Here is an 18,574-nt window from a genome sequence, read left to right as displayed (position 1 = left end):
CCTGCTTTCATTTCCGATTTGTTCCATAAATTATCCCAATCCAATTAAGCAATGTCAATTTCTGTCTCCAGCTCTGCCAGCCATGAAAATAATACCTCTTGAGATTCGTAGGCTGCACCATTTTGGCAATGGAGCTCAGAGGAAAATTTTTCTTTATTGAAACAGACTAGTTTTTTGCGGGACGCAGGAATTTTTTCGAAGAAGTTTAGGCCCAGTCGATAATCATAATAATTTTCTTTTTCCGCCAAAAAGATTAAACAATCAGCGGTTAAGTTGCTATAGGCTAGCTCTTCGCTAAAAGCAGCTGTTTTTTTCAAAAGATTATTAAGACTCGTGGCACCAAATACCCATTTTGCGTGCTCTACTTGCCAGTTTAAAAATTTGTGATGCCGAATATACCAGCTGCTAATATTTTCCAATCTAGCGGGAAAGCCCTTCTTCAAATAGGGATGCAAAAATTTTGGCAAGGCAAATTTAAAAGATTCCTGCATGGAAGGAAAATAATTATACAAGATAACCTTATCAAACAACTGGCTTTCGAAGCTAGCAGTCCTCGCCAACAACAAACCGCCCAAGGAGAGGCCAATACCAATTTTATTTTTCAAGGGCCCACGTTCTTTTTCATAATAAGATACGACCGCTTTAACGGCTAAGTGCCAATCAGCCTCAAAGGGTTGCTGATAATTTCTGATGACTGCCGACTGTCCTGGACCTTCATAAAGAACCACATCATAGCCAGACTGTGTGGCGGCCTGTACGTTAGTAAAATACAATTCCTCCAACAACGCATCAAAACCACCACAGATAAAAATGGTGCCTTTTGCAGCCTGCTGTGTGGGAAAATAAACAGTGCGCAATTTCAAATTGTCATACTCAATTACATTTCTCACAAAGGTGATTTTTTTCAAATCCAGCCCCTGATAAAACAAATCTACTGAATTTTGATAAGCCTCTCTTTTGCGAGAGTCACTTGGCGGCAGGAAAAATTCGGCCGCCTGATAATAGCGGCTCCCTCTAAAGTATGCAGCAGCTGCAAGTTCCTGCAGTCGATTCTCTTCTAATTTTTGGCCACGTTGTTGCAATTTTTCAGCAATCTTTTGCCACTGGACATACCAAGATTCATAATTGCCATCTTGGATTTTTTCAGCCACCGTAGCCACCTCCCCATAATCTGCTCCGCCAAAAGGGGCATACCACATTAAACGGGTTATCTCAAACTCAAATGCAAAATTCTTAAAAAAATGTTTTTTCATTCTACTCGCCTTTTCTTTCCTGATGTTGCCAACTGATTATTTTGGCTCATGCTATAATGAAATTCATTATAGTAAGCTACAATCATTTAGAAAAGAGGTTACCTCAAGGTGCAAAATAAAAATCTCCATAATGAACAACGCTTGCGGGAGGTGGCGCTGCCGCTATTAGGCAAATGGGTGCCCTTTATAATCCTCTTGTTAGCTGAAAAAGATTACAACTTTGCGGAACTCGATCGGGCAATGGTTGGCGTTTCCCGCAAAGTATTAACGGAAAACCTGCGGCAATTATTGGCTTCTGGGCTGATTCAAAAGGAAGGGGAAAGCTCAACCGGTTTTCCTGTTAGCTATAGCTTGACTCCTTTAGGCCTCAGCGTGTTACCGATTTTAGAGCAGGTTAAAAGTTGGTTGCGGGAAAATGAACAAGCAATTCTATCAAACCGGGCAAATTTTGAAACGATGAAAGCAAAAAAACTTTAATTTAAAAATCACTTCTGAAACTGGCAAGCAATTTTTAGACTAAAGTATGTTAAAAAATTGGATTTCTCAGTCAACTTCCCGCCGCTCCGCCAACATCAGCTCCACCATCCGGCCATAGCTGGCAACGCCATCACTTTGGTTGTTGGCCTTTAAATAAGTGTCATTGACCTTGGTAGAGAAATGATAAAATAAGCCGCGATAGTCACTCAAATAGGCCGCATAATAGGCTCGGTCCTCCTGCACTTTTTCTGAGAGATTTTCTCTGATAAACGTAGCTTGTTCAGCATCGACCCGATTCAAAGCCGAGATAGCATGGTTGAAGGCTAATGATAGTCCGCTGTAATTCATCAGCGGATCATCAACTTTTTGACTAGCAAGGTACGCAATAAAATTAGCTTCATCTTCCCGCATAAAACCACTTTGATGTGCCAGCTCATGGGCCATTGTTGAAGGAATCATGTAAAAAGGCACCTGTTTGTTAATATTGGACTCCATCGTAAATGGAAAAAAGACACCGGAAATTCCCGCCTGCGACATCACGTCTGATAATAAAACTGGCTTGGGCTTAGAATATAGCGAGCGCTCTAGCACGGGATAAGTTTCTGCCAATTTCGCTATTGCCGTCACCGAAAGTTCTGCATAGGCTTCAAAATCCTGCGAAGTGTAAATATCCTCCGGTAATAGGGCCCGAACCGTGTCTAATTCCTCGGCTAAATCAAGACAGAGCTGCTGCAACTGGGTTTCATCGGTTTCGCCCAACGTATAACCCGTGTAGTAAGTAAAGGTTTGGCGATAGTAATTTAATCCGCACAAAGCCGTAAAAACAAAATAGACGACACTGAAAATTCCGAAACCAGTTGCTAAGGCTTTGTAAGCAAGCCAGCCCCGGTGACTTTGACCCTTGATTATTTTGCGGATATAAAAAATCAGTAATGCGACAACAAAAATGATAAATAACACAACCACCCACTCTGTTAAAGAAAATGAGATTAGTGATGGCAGAAAGCCAACGACAGTGGTCAGCTTAGGATAAATAGTTAAACTATAAACCTGCTCTGTCCAGACGGGATTAGCTTTGGCATATTGCGTCAGCAGAAAGGCCAAAATGCCCGGAATCAGCCACAGCCAGCGTTTTAATAAAAATTTCTTCATAGGTTCCCCTTTAATATGGCTTTCTCATGCTTTCATTTTACATCCAGCGGGGAGTGTCTTTCAATCAAAAAAATTCTAGAAGCGACTCAAGCAAGTTGAGCGGTTTCTAGAATTTTATTGTTTACTTTTTCTTTTTGCCTTTTGATGGCTTTTTTTCCATCAAGTCATGGAGCTTTTGGTTTAATTCCGTCAGCTGGTTTTCATTCCACGGTGAGTTGCGGCGAAAATCTGTAAAATGTAAATCGGCGGTATCTTTTTTAATATAATTTTCGGTTTTTTGGATTGTTTTATAGAGCTCATGGGCCGATGTTCGCAATGCCCCTTGAGAAAAGACAACCCACTGCTCCGCCATATCACTGGTGGCAACGGTAACCTGTGTGGCGATGGTATTTAATTCCCCCGCCACCCGTTCAATATAGCTGTCGGCGGTTTCGTTTTCTTTAGTGAAGACCACCGTCAGCTGATATTTTCGATAATCCTGTTGAATCCCAGGAACCAGTTGAGCATCAAACACGACAATAATTTCAAGGCCTTCGTACTTGGCATAATTGGAAAGGCGATTGAGTAGCGCCTCTCTGGCATCCTCCAGCAAATCTTGTTTTTTAAGCTGCACCAATTCCGGCCATGCACCAATCATATTGTAGCCGTCAACAAGTAATAGTTGCTTTTTCACGACTGACCACCGCCCCGTTGACTAAAGGCTTGATACATCAGCAAGCCGGCAGCCACACTGGCATTTAAACTTTGAACGTGGCCAGTCATCGGAATCGTCAGCATCTCATCGACTTCTTTTTTCAAGCCTTGACTCATGCCCTTGCCTTCATTGCCGATAATCAAAGCAATCGCTCCTTGGGCATTCCATTTTTGAAAATTAGTACCCGTCATATCCGTGCCAAAAATCCAGAAATTTTTCTCCTTCAAGCGCTGAATCGCCTGACTCAAATTGGTTACTCTGGCAATCGGCACATATTCCACGGCACCGGTTGAAGCCTTAGCAACCACCGGCGTGATGCCGACAGCCCGATGTTTAGGAATAATCACACCGCTCACACCACTGGCATCGGCCGTCCGTAAAATCGAGCCAAAATTATGGGGATCTTCGATGCTATCTAAAATTAAGAAAAATGGTGTTTCTGTTTTAGCCAAAGCCTGCTCCAGTAATTCTTCTAACTCCAAATATTCATAAGGTGTCGTGGCTAAAACAATGCCTTGGTGGACACCTGAGCTGCTCCAGTCATCTAGTTTAGCTTTGGGTACCCATTTGACTGGGACGCTATGTTCTTGAGCTAATTCTTTTAAACGCTGAATCTTTTCCCCTTTGGCATCCTCCTGCAAAAATAATTTATTGCCTTTGCCCTGGGTTAGAGCCTCCACGCTGGCGTGGTAGCCAAAGGTAAAATCTGCGGATAATTCAACCGGCTGCTCGGCTTGATTTTTGTTAGGGGTTTCGTCATTACGGCGATTGCGCTTGGCTGGTTGGTCATTGCGTTTACGCTGATTAGCACCGCCGATTTTTTTTGAACGCTGGTCATTTTGGCGTTTTTCTGGTCGTCTAGCCATTGGTCTCTCTCACTTTCTCAATGCACCAAGCAATTAATTCTTCAAGGCGCTCTTGTTGTTTAGTTAAATGCAGATAGCCCATCAAGGCTTCAAAGCCGGTGGAAATCCGATAGGTCATCACATCGGCATTTTTTGCGGTCGTATGGCTTTTGGCATTGCGGCCGCGCTTGTAAAAAAGAATTTCTTCTTCAGTCAGCAAGTCTGCTGCCAGTAATTCCTCCATCAAAGAGGCTTGCGCCTTGGCGGAGACATAGTTTGTCGCCATATGATGTAGCTTATTTGGTCGAGTTTGTCCCTGCTCGACTAAATAATCACGAATATAAATTTCATAAATCGCATCACCGACATAGGCTAATGCTAAGCCGTTTAATTGTTGATAATCTCTCATGCTTCTCTTCTCCAGCGAACTCCCTGTGGGGTGTCTTCCAAAATAATTCCTTGCTCCTTTAGCTGGTCACGAATTTCATCACTGCGGGCAAAGTTTTTATCTTTGCGGGCCTGATTACGCTCCTCAATCAACACTTCAATATCGGTATCTAACAATTCAGCTTCTTTAAAGAAAATACCAAAGACCGCTAGCATCCCAACAAAAGCCTGCAAGCCTTTTGTTAAACTGGCTTGACTAGCTGTGCTAGCTTCAAGATGGGTATTCAGCCACTTTGCTAAATCATACACCACCGTGATACCGTTGGCGGCATTGAAGTCATCATCCATCTCTTGAATAAAGGCCTCTTCAAAGGCGGCAATTTCCGCTAAGCTAGCCGAAGTTTCTGTCTCAGTTGCAAAATCCTGCTGCAAACGAAACTGCACATTTTCATAAGTATTCCGCAATTTTTGCAAATTAGCGGTGGCTTCTTGTAACGTAGCTTCACTATAACGAATCGGCCGGCGATATTGCGTCGTTGCCATAAAGAAACGCAAAATTTGTGGGTCAATCCGCTGAATCATCTCATGGGCAGTCACAAAATTCCCTAGCGATTTACTCATTTTCTCATCGTCATCGCCGATGGTCACGTAGCCGTTGTGCATCCAATAGTTGGCAAATTTATGGCCGGTCTTGGCTTCGCTTTGGGCGATTTCATTTTCATGATGGGGAAATTCTAAATCTTGCCCACCACCATGAATATCAATCGTGTCGCCCAAATGTTTAGTCGCCATCACCGAGCACTCGATATGCCAGCCGGGGCGCCCTTGTCCCCAAGGTGAATCCCAAGCAATCTCGCCAGCCTTGGCACTTTTCCATAAAGCAAAATCAAGCGGGTCTTCCTTTAAATCTAGTTCAGCGCCGGTCCGTTGACTCGCACCAACTTCTAATTCATCAATACTCTGGTCACTTAATTGTCCGTAATCTTTAAATTTCCGTGTGCGATAATAGACGTCGCCGCCAGATTCGTAGGCAAAGCCTTTGTTGATCAAGACTTCGATAAATTCAATAATATCAGGAATATGGTCCATCACCTGTGGATTCAGTGTTGCCGGTTTGACATTTAAAGCGGCAGTATCTTCTTTAAAAGCGGCAATAAAACGCTGGGCTACTTCTGGAGCAGACAGCTGCAATTCTTGAGCCGCTCGAATAATTTTATCATCCACGTCGGTAAAGTTTGAGACATAATTGACCGCAAAGCCGCGGTATTCAAAATAGCGGCGAATCGTGTCAAAGGCTACCGTACTGCGAGCGTTGCCGATATGGATATAATTATAAACGGTCGGTCCGCAGACGTACATCGCCACCTGGCCTTCTCTTAAGGGCGTAAAAATTTCCTTTTGGCGGCTCAAGGTATTATAAATTTTAATCATTCAACTTTCTCTCCTTTAATCCTGACAACTTTGGCTGGAATGCCGACAGCCGTTCCATAATCGGGAACATCGGTAATCACTACGGCACTGGCGCCGATTTTTGCAGCAACACCAATCGTCACCGGTCCTAAAACTTGGGCATGGGCTGAAATCAGCGCTCCTTGTTTGATGGTCGGATGGCGCTTACCTTGGTCTTTGCCGGTGCCTCCCAAGGTCACCCCGTGAAACAAGACAACATCGCTTTCCACCACTGCGGTTTCACCAATCACCAAGCCTGACCCGTGATCGATAAAAACACCGCTGGCAATCTCAGCTCCCGGATGAATTTCAATGCCGGTGATAAAACGCCAAAACTGAGCGTTGATTTTGGCTAATAAAAATCGCTGATGACGATATAAAAAATGGGACAAACGATGAAAAAATAATGCATGGACACCGGGGTACGTCAAGACAACTTCAGCTGTCGAACGTGCTGCAGGGTCATTGCGCTTGACTGCGGCAATCGCTGCTTGCCACCAACCCATAACTCTTCCTCCTTTTAACAGAAAACTACCTATCTTCTCTTCTTAACCAACAAGCTTGCTCAAGCCATTTAACCGCCAAAAAACACGCCTTTAGAATAAATTCTAAAAGACGTGTTTGAACGTGGTTCCACTTTTGTTTACGAGTTGTGCCAGTCGTTAAGCTGAAAGCTCCGCTAGAAAACAATTTCTTTAAAAATTGTCTCACGGGCTTCCCTTAAAACTGAGTCACAGCCTCGCCTCAAGTGGGTAACGGTCACTGCCGTTTTTGACTACTTTTCGTCAAAACCATTCCGGGATGCACTTCACAAAAATTAACTATCTGTTTGCAGCGCCACAGACTCTCTGAAAATTAATTTTTTGCTACTTCTTCCCTTCAAAATGTTTAAAGGACTTGGTTTAAATGGGCAAGAACTTTTTCTTTGCCTAATAATTCAATTGTATCGGCTAATTCAGGGCCATGCATTTGACCGGAAACAGCCACGCGAATCGGCATAAAGAGATTTTTCCCCTTGACGCCGGTTTCTTTTTGAACGGCTTTGATTGCCGCTTTAATTGTCGGCACATCTAAGACTTCCATTGATTCTACTTGATTTTTGAAGGCTTGTAAAACAGTTGGCACTGTTTCGCCAGCTAAAACTTCTTTACTAGCTTCATCCAAGACCGGATGTTCAATAAAGAATAAGTTAGAGGCTTCCACGATTTCTGCCGCATAACTCATTTGCGGTTGATACAAGCTGACAATTTTTTTCAGCCATTCTAATTTTTCCGCTGAAACAGGTTCCGTTACCCGGCCATCAGCAATCAGATACGGAATGGCCATATCGGTTAAAGTATCTAGGTCTAATTCCTTCATGTAATGATTGTTGACCCACTCTAATTTTTTGCCGTCAAAGGCCGCTGGTGATTTGCTCAAGCGGTCTGGGTTAAACATGGTCACTAATTCTGCTTGGCTGAAGATTTCGTCTTCGCCGACTGGTGACCAGCCTAATAAGGCGATAAAGTTAAACATCGCTTCTGGCAAGTAGCCCAGCTCCCGATATTGCTCGATAAATTGCAGAATACTTTCATCCCGCTTGCTTAATTTTTTACCCGTTTCAGAATTAATAATTAATGTCATATGGCCAAAGATTGGTGCTTTCCAACCAAATGCCGCATAAATCATTAATTGTTTTGGCGTATTGGCGATATGATCATCCCCCCGTAAAACGTGGGTGATTTCCATTTCGTGATCATCAACGGCTACCGCAAAATTATAGGTCGGCATGCCATCGCGTTTTTGAATCACAAAATCGCCACCGATATTATCAGATTCAAAGACGATTTCGCCTTTAACCATATCTTCAAATGTGTAAGACGTATTTCTCGGCACTCTAAAACGAATCACCGGTTGTAAGCCTTGCGCTTCTTTTTCCGCTTGTTCCTCTGGGGTTAAATTGGCACATTTGCCAGAATAATGGGGCATTTCGCCGCGAGCTTTTTGTGCATCCCGCTCTGCTTCCAACTCTTCTTCTGTACAATAGCATTTATAAGCCAAATTACTTAATAACAGATGGTCAATTAATGGTTGATAGATATCCTTCCGCTCTGATTGACGGTAAGGACCGTACTTGCCGGGATTTTCTGGCGATTCATCCCAATCCATGCCTAACCAGTCTAGGTTTTCTAGTTGGCTTTTTTCGCCATCTTCAATATTACGTTTTTGATCGGTGTCTTCAATCCGAATAATAAAATCGCCATCGTTATGACGGGCGAATAAATAATTGAAGAGTGCTGTCCGGGCGTTCCCAATGTGTAGGTGGCCAGTTGGACTTGGTGCATAGCGTACACGTACTTTTGACATGAATTTTCCTCCTTAGTTAATCTGTAAGACCAGCAGTCGGTCACGATTTTTTTTGTATTGCCAACGTCAGCTTTTGTAAACAGCTGGTTGAAAAACTGGCAAGTCAATCACAAAATCCAAATTGCTTTCTGCTGGCATTCCAGATATTTGACAGCCGGTTTCACTGTCTATCTGCAAGCAAACGTGCAAAGGTGACGACAAACATTTTAAATGAATGTCTTAGCCTCTGCGCTCCATCTGCATTTTACCCTCTTCCTAATCATTAGTAAAGGTCAATCAACTGTGTTAACTCTCGTCATTTTTTTCATTGATGCCTCGATCAGAATGGGCCGGTTTGGCAAAAATCATCCGGCCAGCTGCTGTTTGCAAAGCGCTGGTGACGATGACATCAATTTGTTCGTTCATATAATGCTGGCCGTCTTCAACCACGACCATCGTGCCGTCATCCAGATAAGCGACCCCTTGTTGCCGTTCTGTTCCCGCCTTCACAACGAGAACATTCATCGCCTCTCCCGGAATCACCACTGGCTTCACGGCATTGGCCAAAGCGTTGATATTCAACACGGGCACATTTTGAAATTCAGATACCTTGTTTAAGTTGTAATCATTGGTAACGACAACGCCGTCTAACAGTTTTGCCAATTTAATCAGCTTGCTATCTACTTCAGAAATATCTTCAAAATCACCGTCGTACATTTCCACATCGATGCCATCTTCTTTTTGTAGCGCATTTAAAATATCCAAGCCGCGGCGACCGCGCACCCGCTTTAAGCTATCGCCGGAATCGGCAATGTACTGCAATTCATACAAGACAAAATTAGGAATTAAAATCGTTCCTTCTAAAAAGCCAGTCTTCGCAATATCGTAAATTCGACCGTCGATAATCACGCTTGTGTCGAGAATTTTATATTTGTGAAAAAAATCCTCAGCCTTGCGATCCAACATTTGTCCTTCAGCACTCTCCTCCGCTTTTTTACTGCGGGGGGTAAAAATCTTGCGCCATTCTTCAATCCGAGTCGTTCCCACCCGAAAACCTAAATAACCAAAAATCAGCATCAGGATAATCGGCAGAATACTGTTAATTACCGGAATTTCAATCCGGTACAGAGGTGTCGAAATAATGACCCCCAATGTCAGGCCGATAATCGCCCCAACAGCTCCAAATAATAGATAGGTTAAACTTACCTCGCTAATCTCTTTTTCAATACGGCGAATCAGGCGAACAATGTATTTTGCGAAAGCCAAAGATAAAATAAATAGAATAATGGCACCAATCAGGCTGTTCGTAAAATGATTGTTCAGCCAATTATTATCTTGTTGGCCTAGCATCTGCCAAAAAAATGGCAAATAGGAAAATCCCAAGCTAGCGCCAATGATTGCCATAATCAGCGAAATCATTCTCTTTTGCATAAGCTACTCTCCTCGTGTCTGTCTTTCAACTTATTTTTTATAATCAAGCTCTGACTGCTGAAAGCCAGCGGACTAATCTGGCTACCGCCCTTCAGCAGAGGGCTGAAAATCTTAATTAAAAACTTTTTTCAATGTTTCAGCTAGAGTTGCGACGCCGATAACTTCGATGCCTTTAGGCGGTTGCCAACCGCTTAAATTATTCTTGGGGACATAGACTTTGGTAAAGCCAAGCTTTTGAACCTCTTTAATCCGCTGTTGAATATTGCTGACTCGGCGGATTTCACCGGTCAAACCAATTTCTCCGATAAAACATTCTGTCGGCTGCGTCCCTTTTTCTTTATAACTCGAAGCAATGCTGACGGCTAAGGCTAAGTCAATCGCCGGTTCATTTAATTTTACACCGCCGGCCGCTTTTAAATAAGCGTCCTGATTTTGCAGTAGCAGTCCAGTGCGTTTTTCCAGCACCGCCATAATCAGAGAAACTCGATTAAAGTCCAATCCCGTAGTTGTTCGCTTAGCATTGCCAAACATTGTTGGCGTGACCAAAGCTTGGATTTCAACTAAAATCGGTCGACTGCCCTCCATCGTCACTACAATCGCTGAACCGGTGGAGCCCGCCAGACGTTCCTCTAGAAAAACCTGCGAAGGGTTCGCTACTTCCTCTAAACCATTTTCATGCATTTCGAAAATGCCGATTTCATTCGTCGAGCCAAAACGATTTTTGACTGCCCGTAAAATTCTAAAGGTATGGTGCTTATCCCCTTCAAAATATAACACAGTGTCCACCATATGCTCCAACATGCGGGGTCCCGCAATCGAGCCCTCTTTGGTGACGTGCCCGACAATAAAAATCGCAATGCCATTTGTTTTGGCCAACTTCAATAGCTCCGCTGTCGTTTCCCGAACTTGGCTGACACTGCCGGCCACACTGCTGATGTCCGGTTGGGTCATCGTTTGAATCGAATCGATAATCACATAATCAGGAGTCAGATTTTCAATGGCTCGACTAATTTCATGCATATCCGTTTCCGGGTATAAGTAAAAATCACCTTTACCGTTACCAAGGCGGTCAGCCCGCATTTTAATCTGCTGGGCACTTTCCTCACCGGAAACATACAGCACCTTGCCACCAATTTCTGCCAACTGTTGAGAAACTTGCAGCAATAGCGTTGATTTCCCGATACCGGGATCACCACCGATTAACACGAGGGAACCCGGCACCACACCACCACCCAAAACTCGATTTAGTTCTTCTAAATTAGTTTTAATGCGTGGTTCTTTTTTGGTGGTCACTTCTGTTAATTTTTGCGGCTTGGCTTTTTCGCCGGTTAAACTAGTTCGCACCCGGCGATTTGTTGTATCTTGTTCAATTTCTTCCACTAAAGTATTCCATTCACCGCAGTTAGGACAGCGCCCTAAATACTTTGGTGAAACATACCCACAATTTTGGCAGACAAATTGCGTTTTTGCTTTTGCCAAAAGGATTCCTCCTAGCTCATTTCAAGGTATTAAATTTCTCAAGAGAAATTTAGTTTGATTCTCATACGAGTATCATTCCACTAGACAGTTACCGCGCTACACTTCGTTAAAAATTAAAAATGGTTCTTCTATCGTTAGATTCTGCGAAAAGTGGAACTGACACCTAGCTCATTTCGAGGTATTAAATTTCTCAAGAGAAATTTAGTTTTATCTTCGTACGAGTATCATTCCACTAGACAGTCACAGCGCTACATTTCATTAAAAATTAAAAATGTTTCTTCTATGTTTAATTCTGCGAAAAGTGGAACTGACACCTAGCTCATTTCGAGGTATTAAATTTCTCAAGAGAAATTTAGTTTTATCTTCGTACGAGTATCATTCCACTAGACAGTCACAGCGCTACATTTCATTAAAAATTAAAAATGTTTCTTCTATGTTTAATTCTGCGAAAAGTGGAACTGATAACTGATACCTAATCTTTGCCAGATGAGCCAAACCCGCCGGTGCGTTGGCCGCCGGTTTCGTCTTGGTCGGCTTTTAAAAATGGTAAGAAGATGCCTTGTCCGATGCGTTCACCTTTTTTAATTTGAACATCTCGTAGGCCAAAGTTAGTCAGCTGGAACATAATATGCCCTTCATTATCAGGATTTTCATAATAATCACTGTCAATCACACCGATGCCGTTGCTTAAAACTAACAGGCGCTTTAAAGGATTGCTGGAGCGATTGGCTAGCTGTAAAAATTCACTGTCTCCCATGTAGGCTTTAATGCCCGTTGCCACTAAAGTCGGCTTGAAGGCTTTTTCGTCAGCCAAAGCTTCATCAGGTTGACGGACAGTATTCAGCAAAGTTTTAAATGCCGTATTTAAGCCAGCCTTCCAAATACTGGGAATCACCACATCGTTGGCGGCTTCAAAATCATAACCAGCGGCTTTGTTGGTGGCCCGCTGAGGAATATTGATGTTTTGGTCGCTAAAACTTGTTACTACTTCAAATCCACGAGTTTTCATTAATTTATGCGTTCCCTTCTGTCCTTTTTGTTGAATTCTCCTTAGCGGATGTAAACTGCTTTCTAAATTTTCTGAAACAAAGTAAAAATTAAAAAGTTTCGCTAAATTTTTTACAAAAAGGTATAAAGTTATTTTAACATAACACGCCTTTAATTCCGACGAGTTTCACTGATTATCGATTAAGTTTTTAGAAGTTTTAAGTTTCATTTTAAAATAAGTACAAGGATTCACAAAATTAATAAAATTAGGCTTTTGCCATTTTACTCTTTCTGTTATAATGTATTTCACATTTAAATTTAATAATTTTAAGAAGGAGCGATTTTAGTATGACTGTTTTTAATTTCTCAGCTGGTCCCGCCGTATTACCGAAACCTGTGTTGGAGCAGGCGCAATCGGAAATGTTAGATTATCGAGGCAGCGGCATGTCCGTGATGGAGCTGAGTCATCGTTCCTCCTTATTTGAAAACATTATCCAAGAGGCCGAAGCTTTATTGCGGGAATTGATGAACATCCCTGATAATTATCAGGTTTTATTTCTGCAGGGGGGTGCCAGCATGCAATTTTCGATGGTGCCGTTGAATTTAGCACAAGGAAAGAAAGCGTTGTATGCCAACACTGGCTCATGGTCGAAAAAAGCCATTTCTGAAGCGAAAAAAATTGCCGGCGTTGAGGTCGAGGTCATCGCCTCTAGCGAAGAGCAAAATTTCACCTACATTCCAGAAATTACGCCAGACATGGTTGACCAAGATGCGGCTTACTTGCACATCACTACTAATAATACGATTGAAGGCAGTGCCTATCAGACAATTCCTGATGCTGGCAAGGTGCCAATTGTCGCTGATATGTCCTCAAATATTTTAGCGAATGATTACAAAACAGAGGATTTCGGCATTATTTATGCCGGTGCGCAAAAAAATATCGGGCCCGCAGGTTTGACTGTTGTGATTATCCGTGACGATTTATTAGGGCTTTTCCCAACGCCAAGCGCCATGTTGGATTATAAAATTCAAGCGGATAATCATTCCCTTTACAACACGCCGCCAACTTTTGCAATTTATATGGCAAAATTGGTCTTTGAATGGGTCAAGGCAAATGGTGGTGTTGCCGGTATGTTAAAGCAAGACCAAGCAAAAGCTGGACTATTATATCATACGATTGCTGAATCCAACTTATTTACGAGCCCTGTTGACAAAGACAGTCGTTCGATTACCAATATTCCTTTTGTAACCGGCTCTGAGGCGTTAGACAAAAAATTTAATCAAGAAGCCTTAGCTGCTGGCTTTGAAAACTTAAAAGGCCATCGTTCTGTTGGCGGTATGCGGGCGAGTCTCTACAACGCCTTTCCATTAGAGGGCGTCGAAGCCCTAGTTGCTTTTATGAAACAATTTGAAATAGAAAATGGAGGAAACTAAGCATGTTTGATATTAAAACCTTTAATGCAATTGACCCGCAAGGCCTGAAATATTTTGAAGATCCAAATTTCACCGTCAATCAAACGGAACAGCCGGCGGGAATTATTCTGCGCAGCCAAAAATTACATGATTACAATTTTCCAGCTTCTGTTCTTGGGGTCGCTCGAGCTGGTGCGGGAACCAATAACGTGCCCGTCAAAGAATGCGCCGAAAAAGGCATTGTCGTCTTCAACACTCCCGGCGCCAATGCAAATGCCGTCAAGGAGTTAGTTTTAGCTAGTCTCTTAGTTTCCGTCCGGCCACTAATTCAAGGCTCAACCTGGGTTCAGACCTTAACTGGTGCTGATGTTGAGGAGCAAGCCGAAGCCAACAAAAAAGCCTTTGTAGGACATGAATTAGAAGGCAAAAAGTTAGGCGTTGTCGGCTTGGGCGCTATCGGTGCCATGGTCGCCAACGACGCTTACCGGTTAGGCATGAACGTGACCGGCTATGATCCTTATGTTTCAGTTGACACGGCCTGGAATATTTCTCGCCGCGTCAAGCGGGCGAACGGCATGGATGAAATTTTTGCCACCAGCGATTTTATCAGCCTGCATGTGCCTCTTTTAGAAAACACCCAGAATCTAATCAGCACCGAAGAATTGCAAAAAATGAAAAATGACGCCGTTCTGTTAAATTTTGCCCGGGGTGGCTTAGTTGATACTGACGCTGTTTTAAAGGCCTTAGATGCAGGAGAAATCAAACAATACATTACCGATTTTGCCGATGAACGCTTATTGCGGCATGAAAAAGTCTTAGTCTTTCCTCATTTGGGAGCATCAACGGAGGAAGCCGAGGTCAATTGCGCCAAAATGGCGGGCCGCACCTTGAAAAAATTCCTGTTGACTGGCGAAATCAAACGCTCAGTCAATTTTCCCACAGTGGAAATGACCTTTGCTTCTCCCTATCGGTTGAGCATCGTCAATAAGAATGTGCCGAACATGTTGGGCCAGATTTCAACAATCATTGCCGGCATGGAAATCAACATTGACACCATGATTAATCGCAGTCGGGATGATTTAGCCTACACGCTTGTCGACATCGATGAAACCGATGAAGCCAAAATTCAAGAAGTGGCCAAACGGATTGCCGACTCGGATAATATTGTTAAAGTCCGCGTGATTAAAAATCCAGAGGAGGGCGGTTTCTAATGGTTGAGATTCATCCCTTCGCCGGTATCCGGCCCCATGAAGATTTAGCTGAAAATATTGCGACACTGCCCTATGATGTTTTGAATTCAGCCGAAGCCTATGATTTGGCTAAAGACAATCCTTATTCTTATCTGCATATTGATAAGGCGGAAATTGATTTACCTAAAGAACTCTCGCCTTATGATCCGCAGGTTTATCAAAAAGCTACCAGCAATCTGCAGACCTTTTTGCAAAAGGATTGGCTGATTCGTGATGAAAAGAAAGTATTATATCTCTATGAACTGACGATGAATGGCCGCAGCCAAACGGGTTTAGTAACCTGCACGACGATTGCTGATTACCAAAACGGCTTAATCAAGAAACACGAATACACCCGGCCGGAAAAAGAACTGGATCGAATTAATCACATTGATGTCTGCGATGCCAACACGTCGCCGATTTTTCTGACATATCGTAGTGAGGCTGGCGTTCAGCAACTTATGCAGGATTGGCAGGAACAACATGCGCCGGTCTATGATTTCACCAGCTTCCATGATGTTGCCCATCGGGTCTGGGTGATTGACGATGTCGAAGTTATTGCTGCATTAGTGCAGGGCTTTGCCGACAATGTACCGGCGTTATACATCGCTGACGGCCATCACCGCACCGAATCAGCCGTCAAGGTCGGTCTTAAGCGGCAGGAAACTTATCCCGATGCTGGACCTGCTGCTGAATTTAATTACTTTCTTTCCGTCATTTTCCCTAAAGAGGAATTGGCAATTCTCGATTACAATCGGGTGCTAAAGGTACCGATTGCGCCGGACTTTTTGACAAGACTCTCGCAATATTTTACCGTTGAAAAAGTCGCTGCAGGCAAACCGCAGCAGCCGAAAACCTTTGGTATGTATGTGGATCAGCAATGGTATCAATTGACCATTAAACAGGAACTGATTCCCAATGACCCAGTGGAACAATTGGATGTCGCCTTGCTACAGCATTATGTCTTTGAAAAGGAATTTGACGTTCAAGATATTCGTACTGATAAACGGATTGACTTTATCGGCGGCATTCGCGGCATGACAGAGCTGGAAAAACTGGTGGACTCCAAGGAATGGACGGTCGCCTTTGCACTTTATCCTACCACCATGGATGATTTATTAAATGTGGCGGACGCTGGCAAAATTATGCCGCCAAAATCGACTTGGTTTGAGCCGAAACTACTGAGCGGATTATTTCTACATGACTTAGCTAGTCAAAACAAGTAAAATAGAATAAACTAAACGAATCCCTTTGCTTTGGTGAAGGGATTTTCCCTACATTTAGAACGAAAAATTTTTACATGAATGAGGAGTTTCCCATGCGTCAACAACTTCATAAGGCTCAGCGGATTGTCGTCAAAGTTGGCACCTCCACTTTAATTTATCCCAATGGTACGATTAATTTAAGTGCCATCGACCAGCTGGCTTTTGTTTTAGCTGATTTAAATAATCAAGGCAAGGAAATTATTTTGGTTTCCTCCGGTGCGATTGGTGTCGGGCTCAATAAGCTGCAAATGGCCACACGGCCGCCAACCATTCCAGAACAACAGGCCGTAGCAGCAGTCGGGCAAACGGAGCTGATGAATATTTACGCTCAGCGTTTTTCAACCTATAGTCAGCAGACCGGTCAAGTATTGATGACCCGTGACGTGATTGATTTTCCGGAAAGCCGTCAAAATGTGACCAACACTTTAGAGCAGCTTTTGCAAATGCAGGTCATCCCCATCGTGAATGAAAACGATGCGGTGTCTGTAGATGAATTAGATCACCTGACTAAATTTGGCGATAACGACCAATTGTCGGCAATTGTCGCCCAATTAACCAAGGCTGACATTTTAATTATGCTTTCAGATATTGACGGTTTTTATTCCGCCAATCCCTTGACCAATCCCGAAGCAAAACTTTATTCCCACATCACCGCCATTGACGAAAATTTGATGGCACAAGCAGGTGATAAAGGCAGTAGCTTTGGTACCGGCGGCATGCGCAGCAAACTAAAAGCCGCTCAGCGGGTTTTAGAAAACGACAGCGCCATGGTCTTAGCCAATGGCAAGCAGCCGCAAATTATTTTTGAAATTTTAGCTGGCAAAACTATCGGCACTCTATTTGCCGGCAACCAATAAGCCGGCCGAAGCTTTCGCTAATGAGCTATTGTAACTACCGCCGTAAAAAGAAAAGGAGCTATCATGATGACAGATTTAATTACTTTGGGTCAACAGGCAAAAGCCAGCTCCCATGAACTGGCCTTACTCTCCACTTTAGAAAAAAATCATTTACTGACGAAGATGGCAGAGGCTTTAATTGCCAACACCACTGAAATCTTACAAGAAAATCAAAAGGATTTGAGTCAAGCCGCTGATAATGGCATCAGTGAAACCATGCAGGACCGCCTTCGCTTAACTTCTCAGCGAATCACCGAGATGGCAGACGGCATTCGCCAAGTCGTGACTTTAGACGATCCCATCGGGGCTGTCGATAAGATGTGGCGCAACGCCGATAATTTGTTAATCGGCAAACAGCGGGTGCCATTAGGAGTGATTGGCATCATCTATGAATCGCGCCCAAATGTCACCACTGATGCCGCCAGCTTATGTTTTAAAACTGGCAATGCCGTCATTTTAAGAGGCGGCAAGGAAGCCTTTCATTCCAATCAAATTTTAGTCAAAATTTTGCAGGACACTTTGGCAGAAAATAATGCCAATCCTCACGCTATTCAATTTGTCGATGACACCTCTAGGGAAACGGCGACAGCTTTGATGAAGCTCAATGATTATCTCGACGTGCTGATTCCCCGTGGCGGCGCCGGTTTAATTCAACGGGTTAAAACCACTGCTACCGTGCCAGTGATTGAAACTGGCACCGGCAACAACCACGTTTATGTGGACAAGGATGCCGATTTAGAAATGGCTGTCAAAATTGTCGTTAATGCCAAGGTGCAACGGCCCTCAGTCTGCAATTCGATTGAAACCATTTTGGTTCACCAAGACGTGGCAGAAATTTTCCTGCCGCAATTAGAAGCCTACTTGAAGGAGCACGCCGCTGAAACTCCGGTGGAATTGCGGGCCGACCAAACGGCCGCCGGCTTTTTATCCGAAACAACTCCTGCGACAGAAAGTGATTGGCAGACGGAATTTTTAGATTATATTTTGGCGATTAAAGTGGTGGATTCCCTCGAAGCGGCCATCATTCATATCAATCGCTACAACACGAAACACTCAGAAGCAATCGTCACCAAAGACTATCATGCTTCACAAAAATTCTTAAATGAAGTTGACGCCGCTGCAGTTTACGTCAATGCCTCCACTCGTTTCACCGACGGCTTTGTCTTTGGCTTTGGTGCCGAAATCGGCATCAGCACCCAAAAACTTCACGCCAGAGGACCGATGGGCTTGCATGAACTGACCTCGATTAAATATATTATTTACGGCGAAGGCCAAATCAGGGAGTAAAGACG

Annotated in this window: 17 protein-coding genes and 1 other annotated feature; of the genes, 6 read left to right on the top strand and 11 right to left on the bottom strand. The window is 43.4% G+C overall.

What is annotated here, in order from left to right:
• Positions 1-44: 44 nt before the first annotated feature.
• The gene (locus ORH16_RS14710) at positions 45-1,253 is read right to left on the bottom strand and encodes a serine aminopeptidase domain-containing protein (protein WP_265459605.1); all 1,209 of its coding nucleotides are present in this window, start codon (positions 1,251-1,253) and stop codon (positions 45-47) included.
• Between the two features lie 108 nt (positions 1,254-1,361).
• On the opposite strand from ORH16_RS14710, the gene ORH16_RS14705 reads away from it, so the two are divergent.
• Positions 1,362-1,730 carry a winged helix-turn-helix transcriptional regulator gene (locus ORH16_RS14705; RefSeq protein ID WP_265459604.1) on the top strand — a complete coding sequence of 123 codons (369 nt, stop codon included), beginning with the start codon at positions 1,362-1,364 and terminating at the stop codon, positions 1,728-1,730.
• Between the two features lie 66 nt (positions 1,731-1,796).
• On the opposite strand, the gene ORH16_RS14700 is transcribed toward ORH16_RS14705, so the two are convergent.
• The 10 genes from ORH16_RS14700 to ORH16_RS14655 all read right to left on the bottom strand — a co-directional run bounded on the left by ORH16_RS14700 (position 1,797) and on the right by ORH16_RS14655 (position 12,501).
• Complete coding sequence (locus tag ORH16_RS14700) at positions 1,797-2,882, bottom strand: DUF3810 domain-containing protein (protein ID WP_265459603.1); 1,086 nt, start codon at positions 2,880-2,882, stop codon at positions 1,797-1,799.
• A gap of 121 nt (positions 2,883-3,003) precedes the next feature.
• Positions 3,004-3,555: an NYN domain-containing protein gene (locus ORH16_RS14695; RefSeq protein WP_265459602.1), complete on the bottom strand. Its 552-nt coding sequence runs from the start codon at positions 3,553-3,555 to the stop codon at positions 3,004-3,006.
• The gene (rlmB, locus tag ORH16_RS14690) at positions 3,552-4,442 is read right to left on the bottom strand and encodes a 23S rRNA (guanosine(2251)-2'-O)-methyltransferase RlmB (protein ID WP_265459601.1); all 891 of its coding nucleotides are present in this window, start codon (positions 4,440-4,442) and stop codon (positions 3,552-3,554) included. Before rlmB ends, ORH16_RS14695 begins: the two co-directional genes overlap by 4 nt.
• The gene (locus ORH16_RS14685; protein WP_265459600.1) at positions 4,435-4,830 is read right to left on the bottom strand and encodes a Mini-ribonuclease 3; all 396 of its coding nucleotides are present in this window, start codon (positions 4,828-4,830) and stop codon (positions 4,435-4,437) included. Before ORH16_RS14685 ends, rlmB begins: the two co-directional genes overlap by 8 nt.
• Positions 4,827-6,239 (bottom strand): cysteine--tRNA ligase, encoded by a 1,413-nt coding sequence (cysS, locus tag ORH16_RS14680; protein WP_265459598.1) that lies wholly within the window; start codon positions 6,237-6,239, stop codon positions 4,827-4,829. Before cysS ends, ORH16_RS14685 begins: the two co-directional genes overlap by 4 nt.
• Positions 6,236-6,763, bottom strand: coding sequence for a serine O-acetyltransferase EpsC (epsC, locus tag ORH16_RS14675; RefSeq protein WP_265459597.1), 528 nt, complete (start codon positions 6,761-6,763; stop codon positions 6,236-6,238). The genes cysS and epsC overlap by 4 nt, the downstream gene beginning before the upstream one ends.
• Before the next feature lie 102 nt (positions 6,764-6,865).
• Positions 6,866-7,149, bottom strand: a binding site (T-box leader).
• Positions 7,146-8,603: a glutamate--tRNA ligase gene (gene gltX / locus ORH16_RS14670; RefSeq protein WP_265459596.1), complete on the bottom strand. Its 1,458-nt coding sequence runs from the start codon at positions 8,601-8,603 to the stop codon at positions 7,146-7,148. It overlaps the preceding feature by 4 nt.
• Before the next feature lie 285 nt (positions 8,604-8,888).
• A complete protein-coding gene (locus ORH16_RS14665; protein WP_265459595.1) occupies positions 8,889-10,013 on the bottom strand; it encodes a PIN/TRAM domain-containing protein in 1,125 nt (374 codons plus the stop codon).
• 111 nt (positions 10,014-10,124) lie between these two features.
• A complete protein-coding gene (radA, locus tag ORH16_RS14660; RefSeq protein WP_416207868.1) occupies positions 10,125-11,492 on the bottom strand; it encodes a DNA repair protein RadA in 1,368 nt (455 codons plus the stop codon).
• Positions 11,493-11,964: 472 nt separating this feature from the next.
• The gene (locus ORH16_RS14655; RefSeq protein ID WP_265459594.1) at positions 11,965-12,501 is read right to left on the bottom strand and encodes a dUTP diphosphatase; all 537 of its coding nucleotides are present in this window, start codon (positions 12,499-12,501) and stop codon (positions 11,965-11,967) included.
• A gap of 326 nt (positions 12,502-12,827) precedes the next feature.
• Between ORH16_RS14655 and serC the strand changes: the two genes are divergently transcribed.
• The 5 genes from serC (at position 12,828) to ORH16_RS14630 (ending at position 18,569) form a co-directional block, all read left to right on the top strand.
• Entirely contained in the window at positions 12,828-13,913 is a 1,086-nt protein-coding gene (gene serC / locus ORH16_RS14650; protein ID WP_265459593.1) for a 3-phosphoserine/phosphohydroxythreonine transaminase, read from the top strand.
• 2 nt (positions 13,914-13,915) lie between these two features.
• On the top strand, positions 13,916-15,103 hold the full coding sequence (locus ORH16_RS14645; protein ID WP_265459592.1) for a phosphoglycerate dehydrogenase: 1,188 nt from the start codon (positions 13,916-13,918) through the stop codon (positions 15,101-15,103).
• Entirely contained in the window at positions 15,103-16,347 is a 1,245-nt protein-coding gene (locus ORH16_RS14640) for a DUF1015 domain-containing protein (RefSeq protein ID WP_265459591.1), read from the top strand. Before ORH16_RS14645 ends, ORH16_RS14640 begins: the two co-directional genes overlap by 1 nt.
• Positions 16,348-16,439: 92 nt before the next feature.
• Entirely contained in the window at positions 16,440-17,243 is an 804-nt protein-coding gene (gene proB, locus ORH16_RS14635) for a glutamate 5-kinase (protein ID WP_265459590.1), read from the top strand.
• Between the two features lie 66 nt (positions 17,244-17,309).
• On the top strand, positions 17,310-18,569 hold the full coding sequence (locus ORH16_RS14630) for a glutamate-5-semialdehyde dehydrogenase (protein ID WP_265459589.1): 1,260 nt from the start codon (positions 17,310-17,312) through the stop codon (positions 18,567-18,569).
• The last annotated feature ends 5 nt before the right edge of the window (positions 18,570-18,574 follow it).

It is taken from the genome of Enterococcus sp. HY326, assembly GCF_026157065.1.
In the GTDB taxonomy this organism is placed as follows: domain Bacteria; phylum Bacillota; class Bacilli; order Lactobacillales; family Enterococcaceae; genus HY326.
The sequence above is the reverse complement of the archived record's forward strand: the minus strand, read 5'-3'. Positions and strand labels throughout refer to the sequence as shown.

Excerpts from the sequence above, each read along its gene's own strand:
- ORH16_RS14710 (WP_265459605.1), bottom strand. The coding sequence starts at position 1,253 with ATGAAAAAACATTTTTTTAAGAATTTTGCATTTGAGTTTGAGATAACC.
- ORH16_RS14700 (WP_265459603.1), bottom strand. The coding sequence starts at position 2,882 with ATGAAGAAATTTTTATTAAAACGCTGGCTGTGGCTGATTCCGGGCATT.
- rlmB (WP_265459601.1), bottom strand. The coding sequence starts at position 4,442 with ATGGCTAGACGACCAGAAAAACGCCAAAATGACCAGCGTTCAAAAAAA.
- ORH16_RS14685 (WP_265459600.1), bottom strand. The coding sequence starts at position 4,830 with ATGAGAGATTATCAACAATTAAACGGCTTAGCATTAGCCTATGTCGGT.
- cysS (WP_265459598.1), bottom strand. The coding sequence starts at position 6,239 with ATGATTAAAATTTATAATACCTTGAGCCGCCAAAAGGAAATTTTTACG.
- epsC (WP_265459597.1), bottom strand. The coding sequence starts at position 6,763 with ATGGGTTGGTGGCAAGCAGCGATTGCCGCAGTCAAGCGCAATGACCCT.
- gltX (WP_265459596.1), bottom strand. The coding sequence starts at position 8,603 with ATGTCAAAAGTACGTGTACGCTATGCACCAAGTCCAACTGGCCACCTA.
- ORH16_RS14665 (WP_265459595.1), bottom strand. The coding sequence starts at position 10,013 with ATGCAAAAGAGAATGATTTCGCTGATTATGGCAATCATTGGCGCTAGC.
- ORH16_RS14655 (WP_265459594.1), bottom strand. The coding sequence starts at position 12,501 with ATGAAAACTCGTGGATTTGAAGTAGTAACAAGTTTTAGCGACCAAAAC.
- serC (WP_265459593.1), top strand. The coding sequence starts at position 12,828 with ATGACTGTTTTTAATTTCTCAGCTGGTCCCGCCGTATTACCGAAACCT.
- ORH16_RS14645 (WP_265459592.1), top strand. The coding sequence starts at position 13,916 with ATGTTTGATATTAAAACCTTTAATGCAATTGACCCGCAAGGCCTGAAA.
- ORH16_RS14640 (WP_265459591.1), top strand. The coding sequence starts at position 15,103 with ATGGTTGAGATTCATCCCTTCGCCGGTATCCGGCCCCATGAAGATTTA.
- proB (WP_265459590.1), top strand. The coding sequence starts at position 16,440 with ATGCGTCAACAACTTCATAAGGCTCAGCGGATTGTCGTCAAAGTTGGC.
- ORH16_RS14630 (WP_265459589.1), top strand. The coding sequence starts at position 17,310 with ATGACAGATTTAATTACTTTGGGTCAACAGGCAAAAGCCAGCTCCCAT.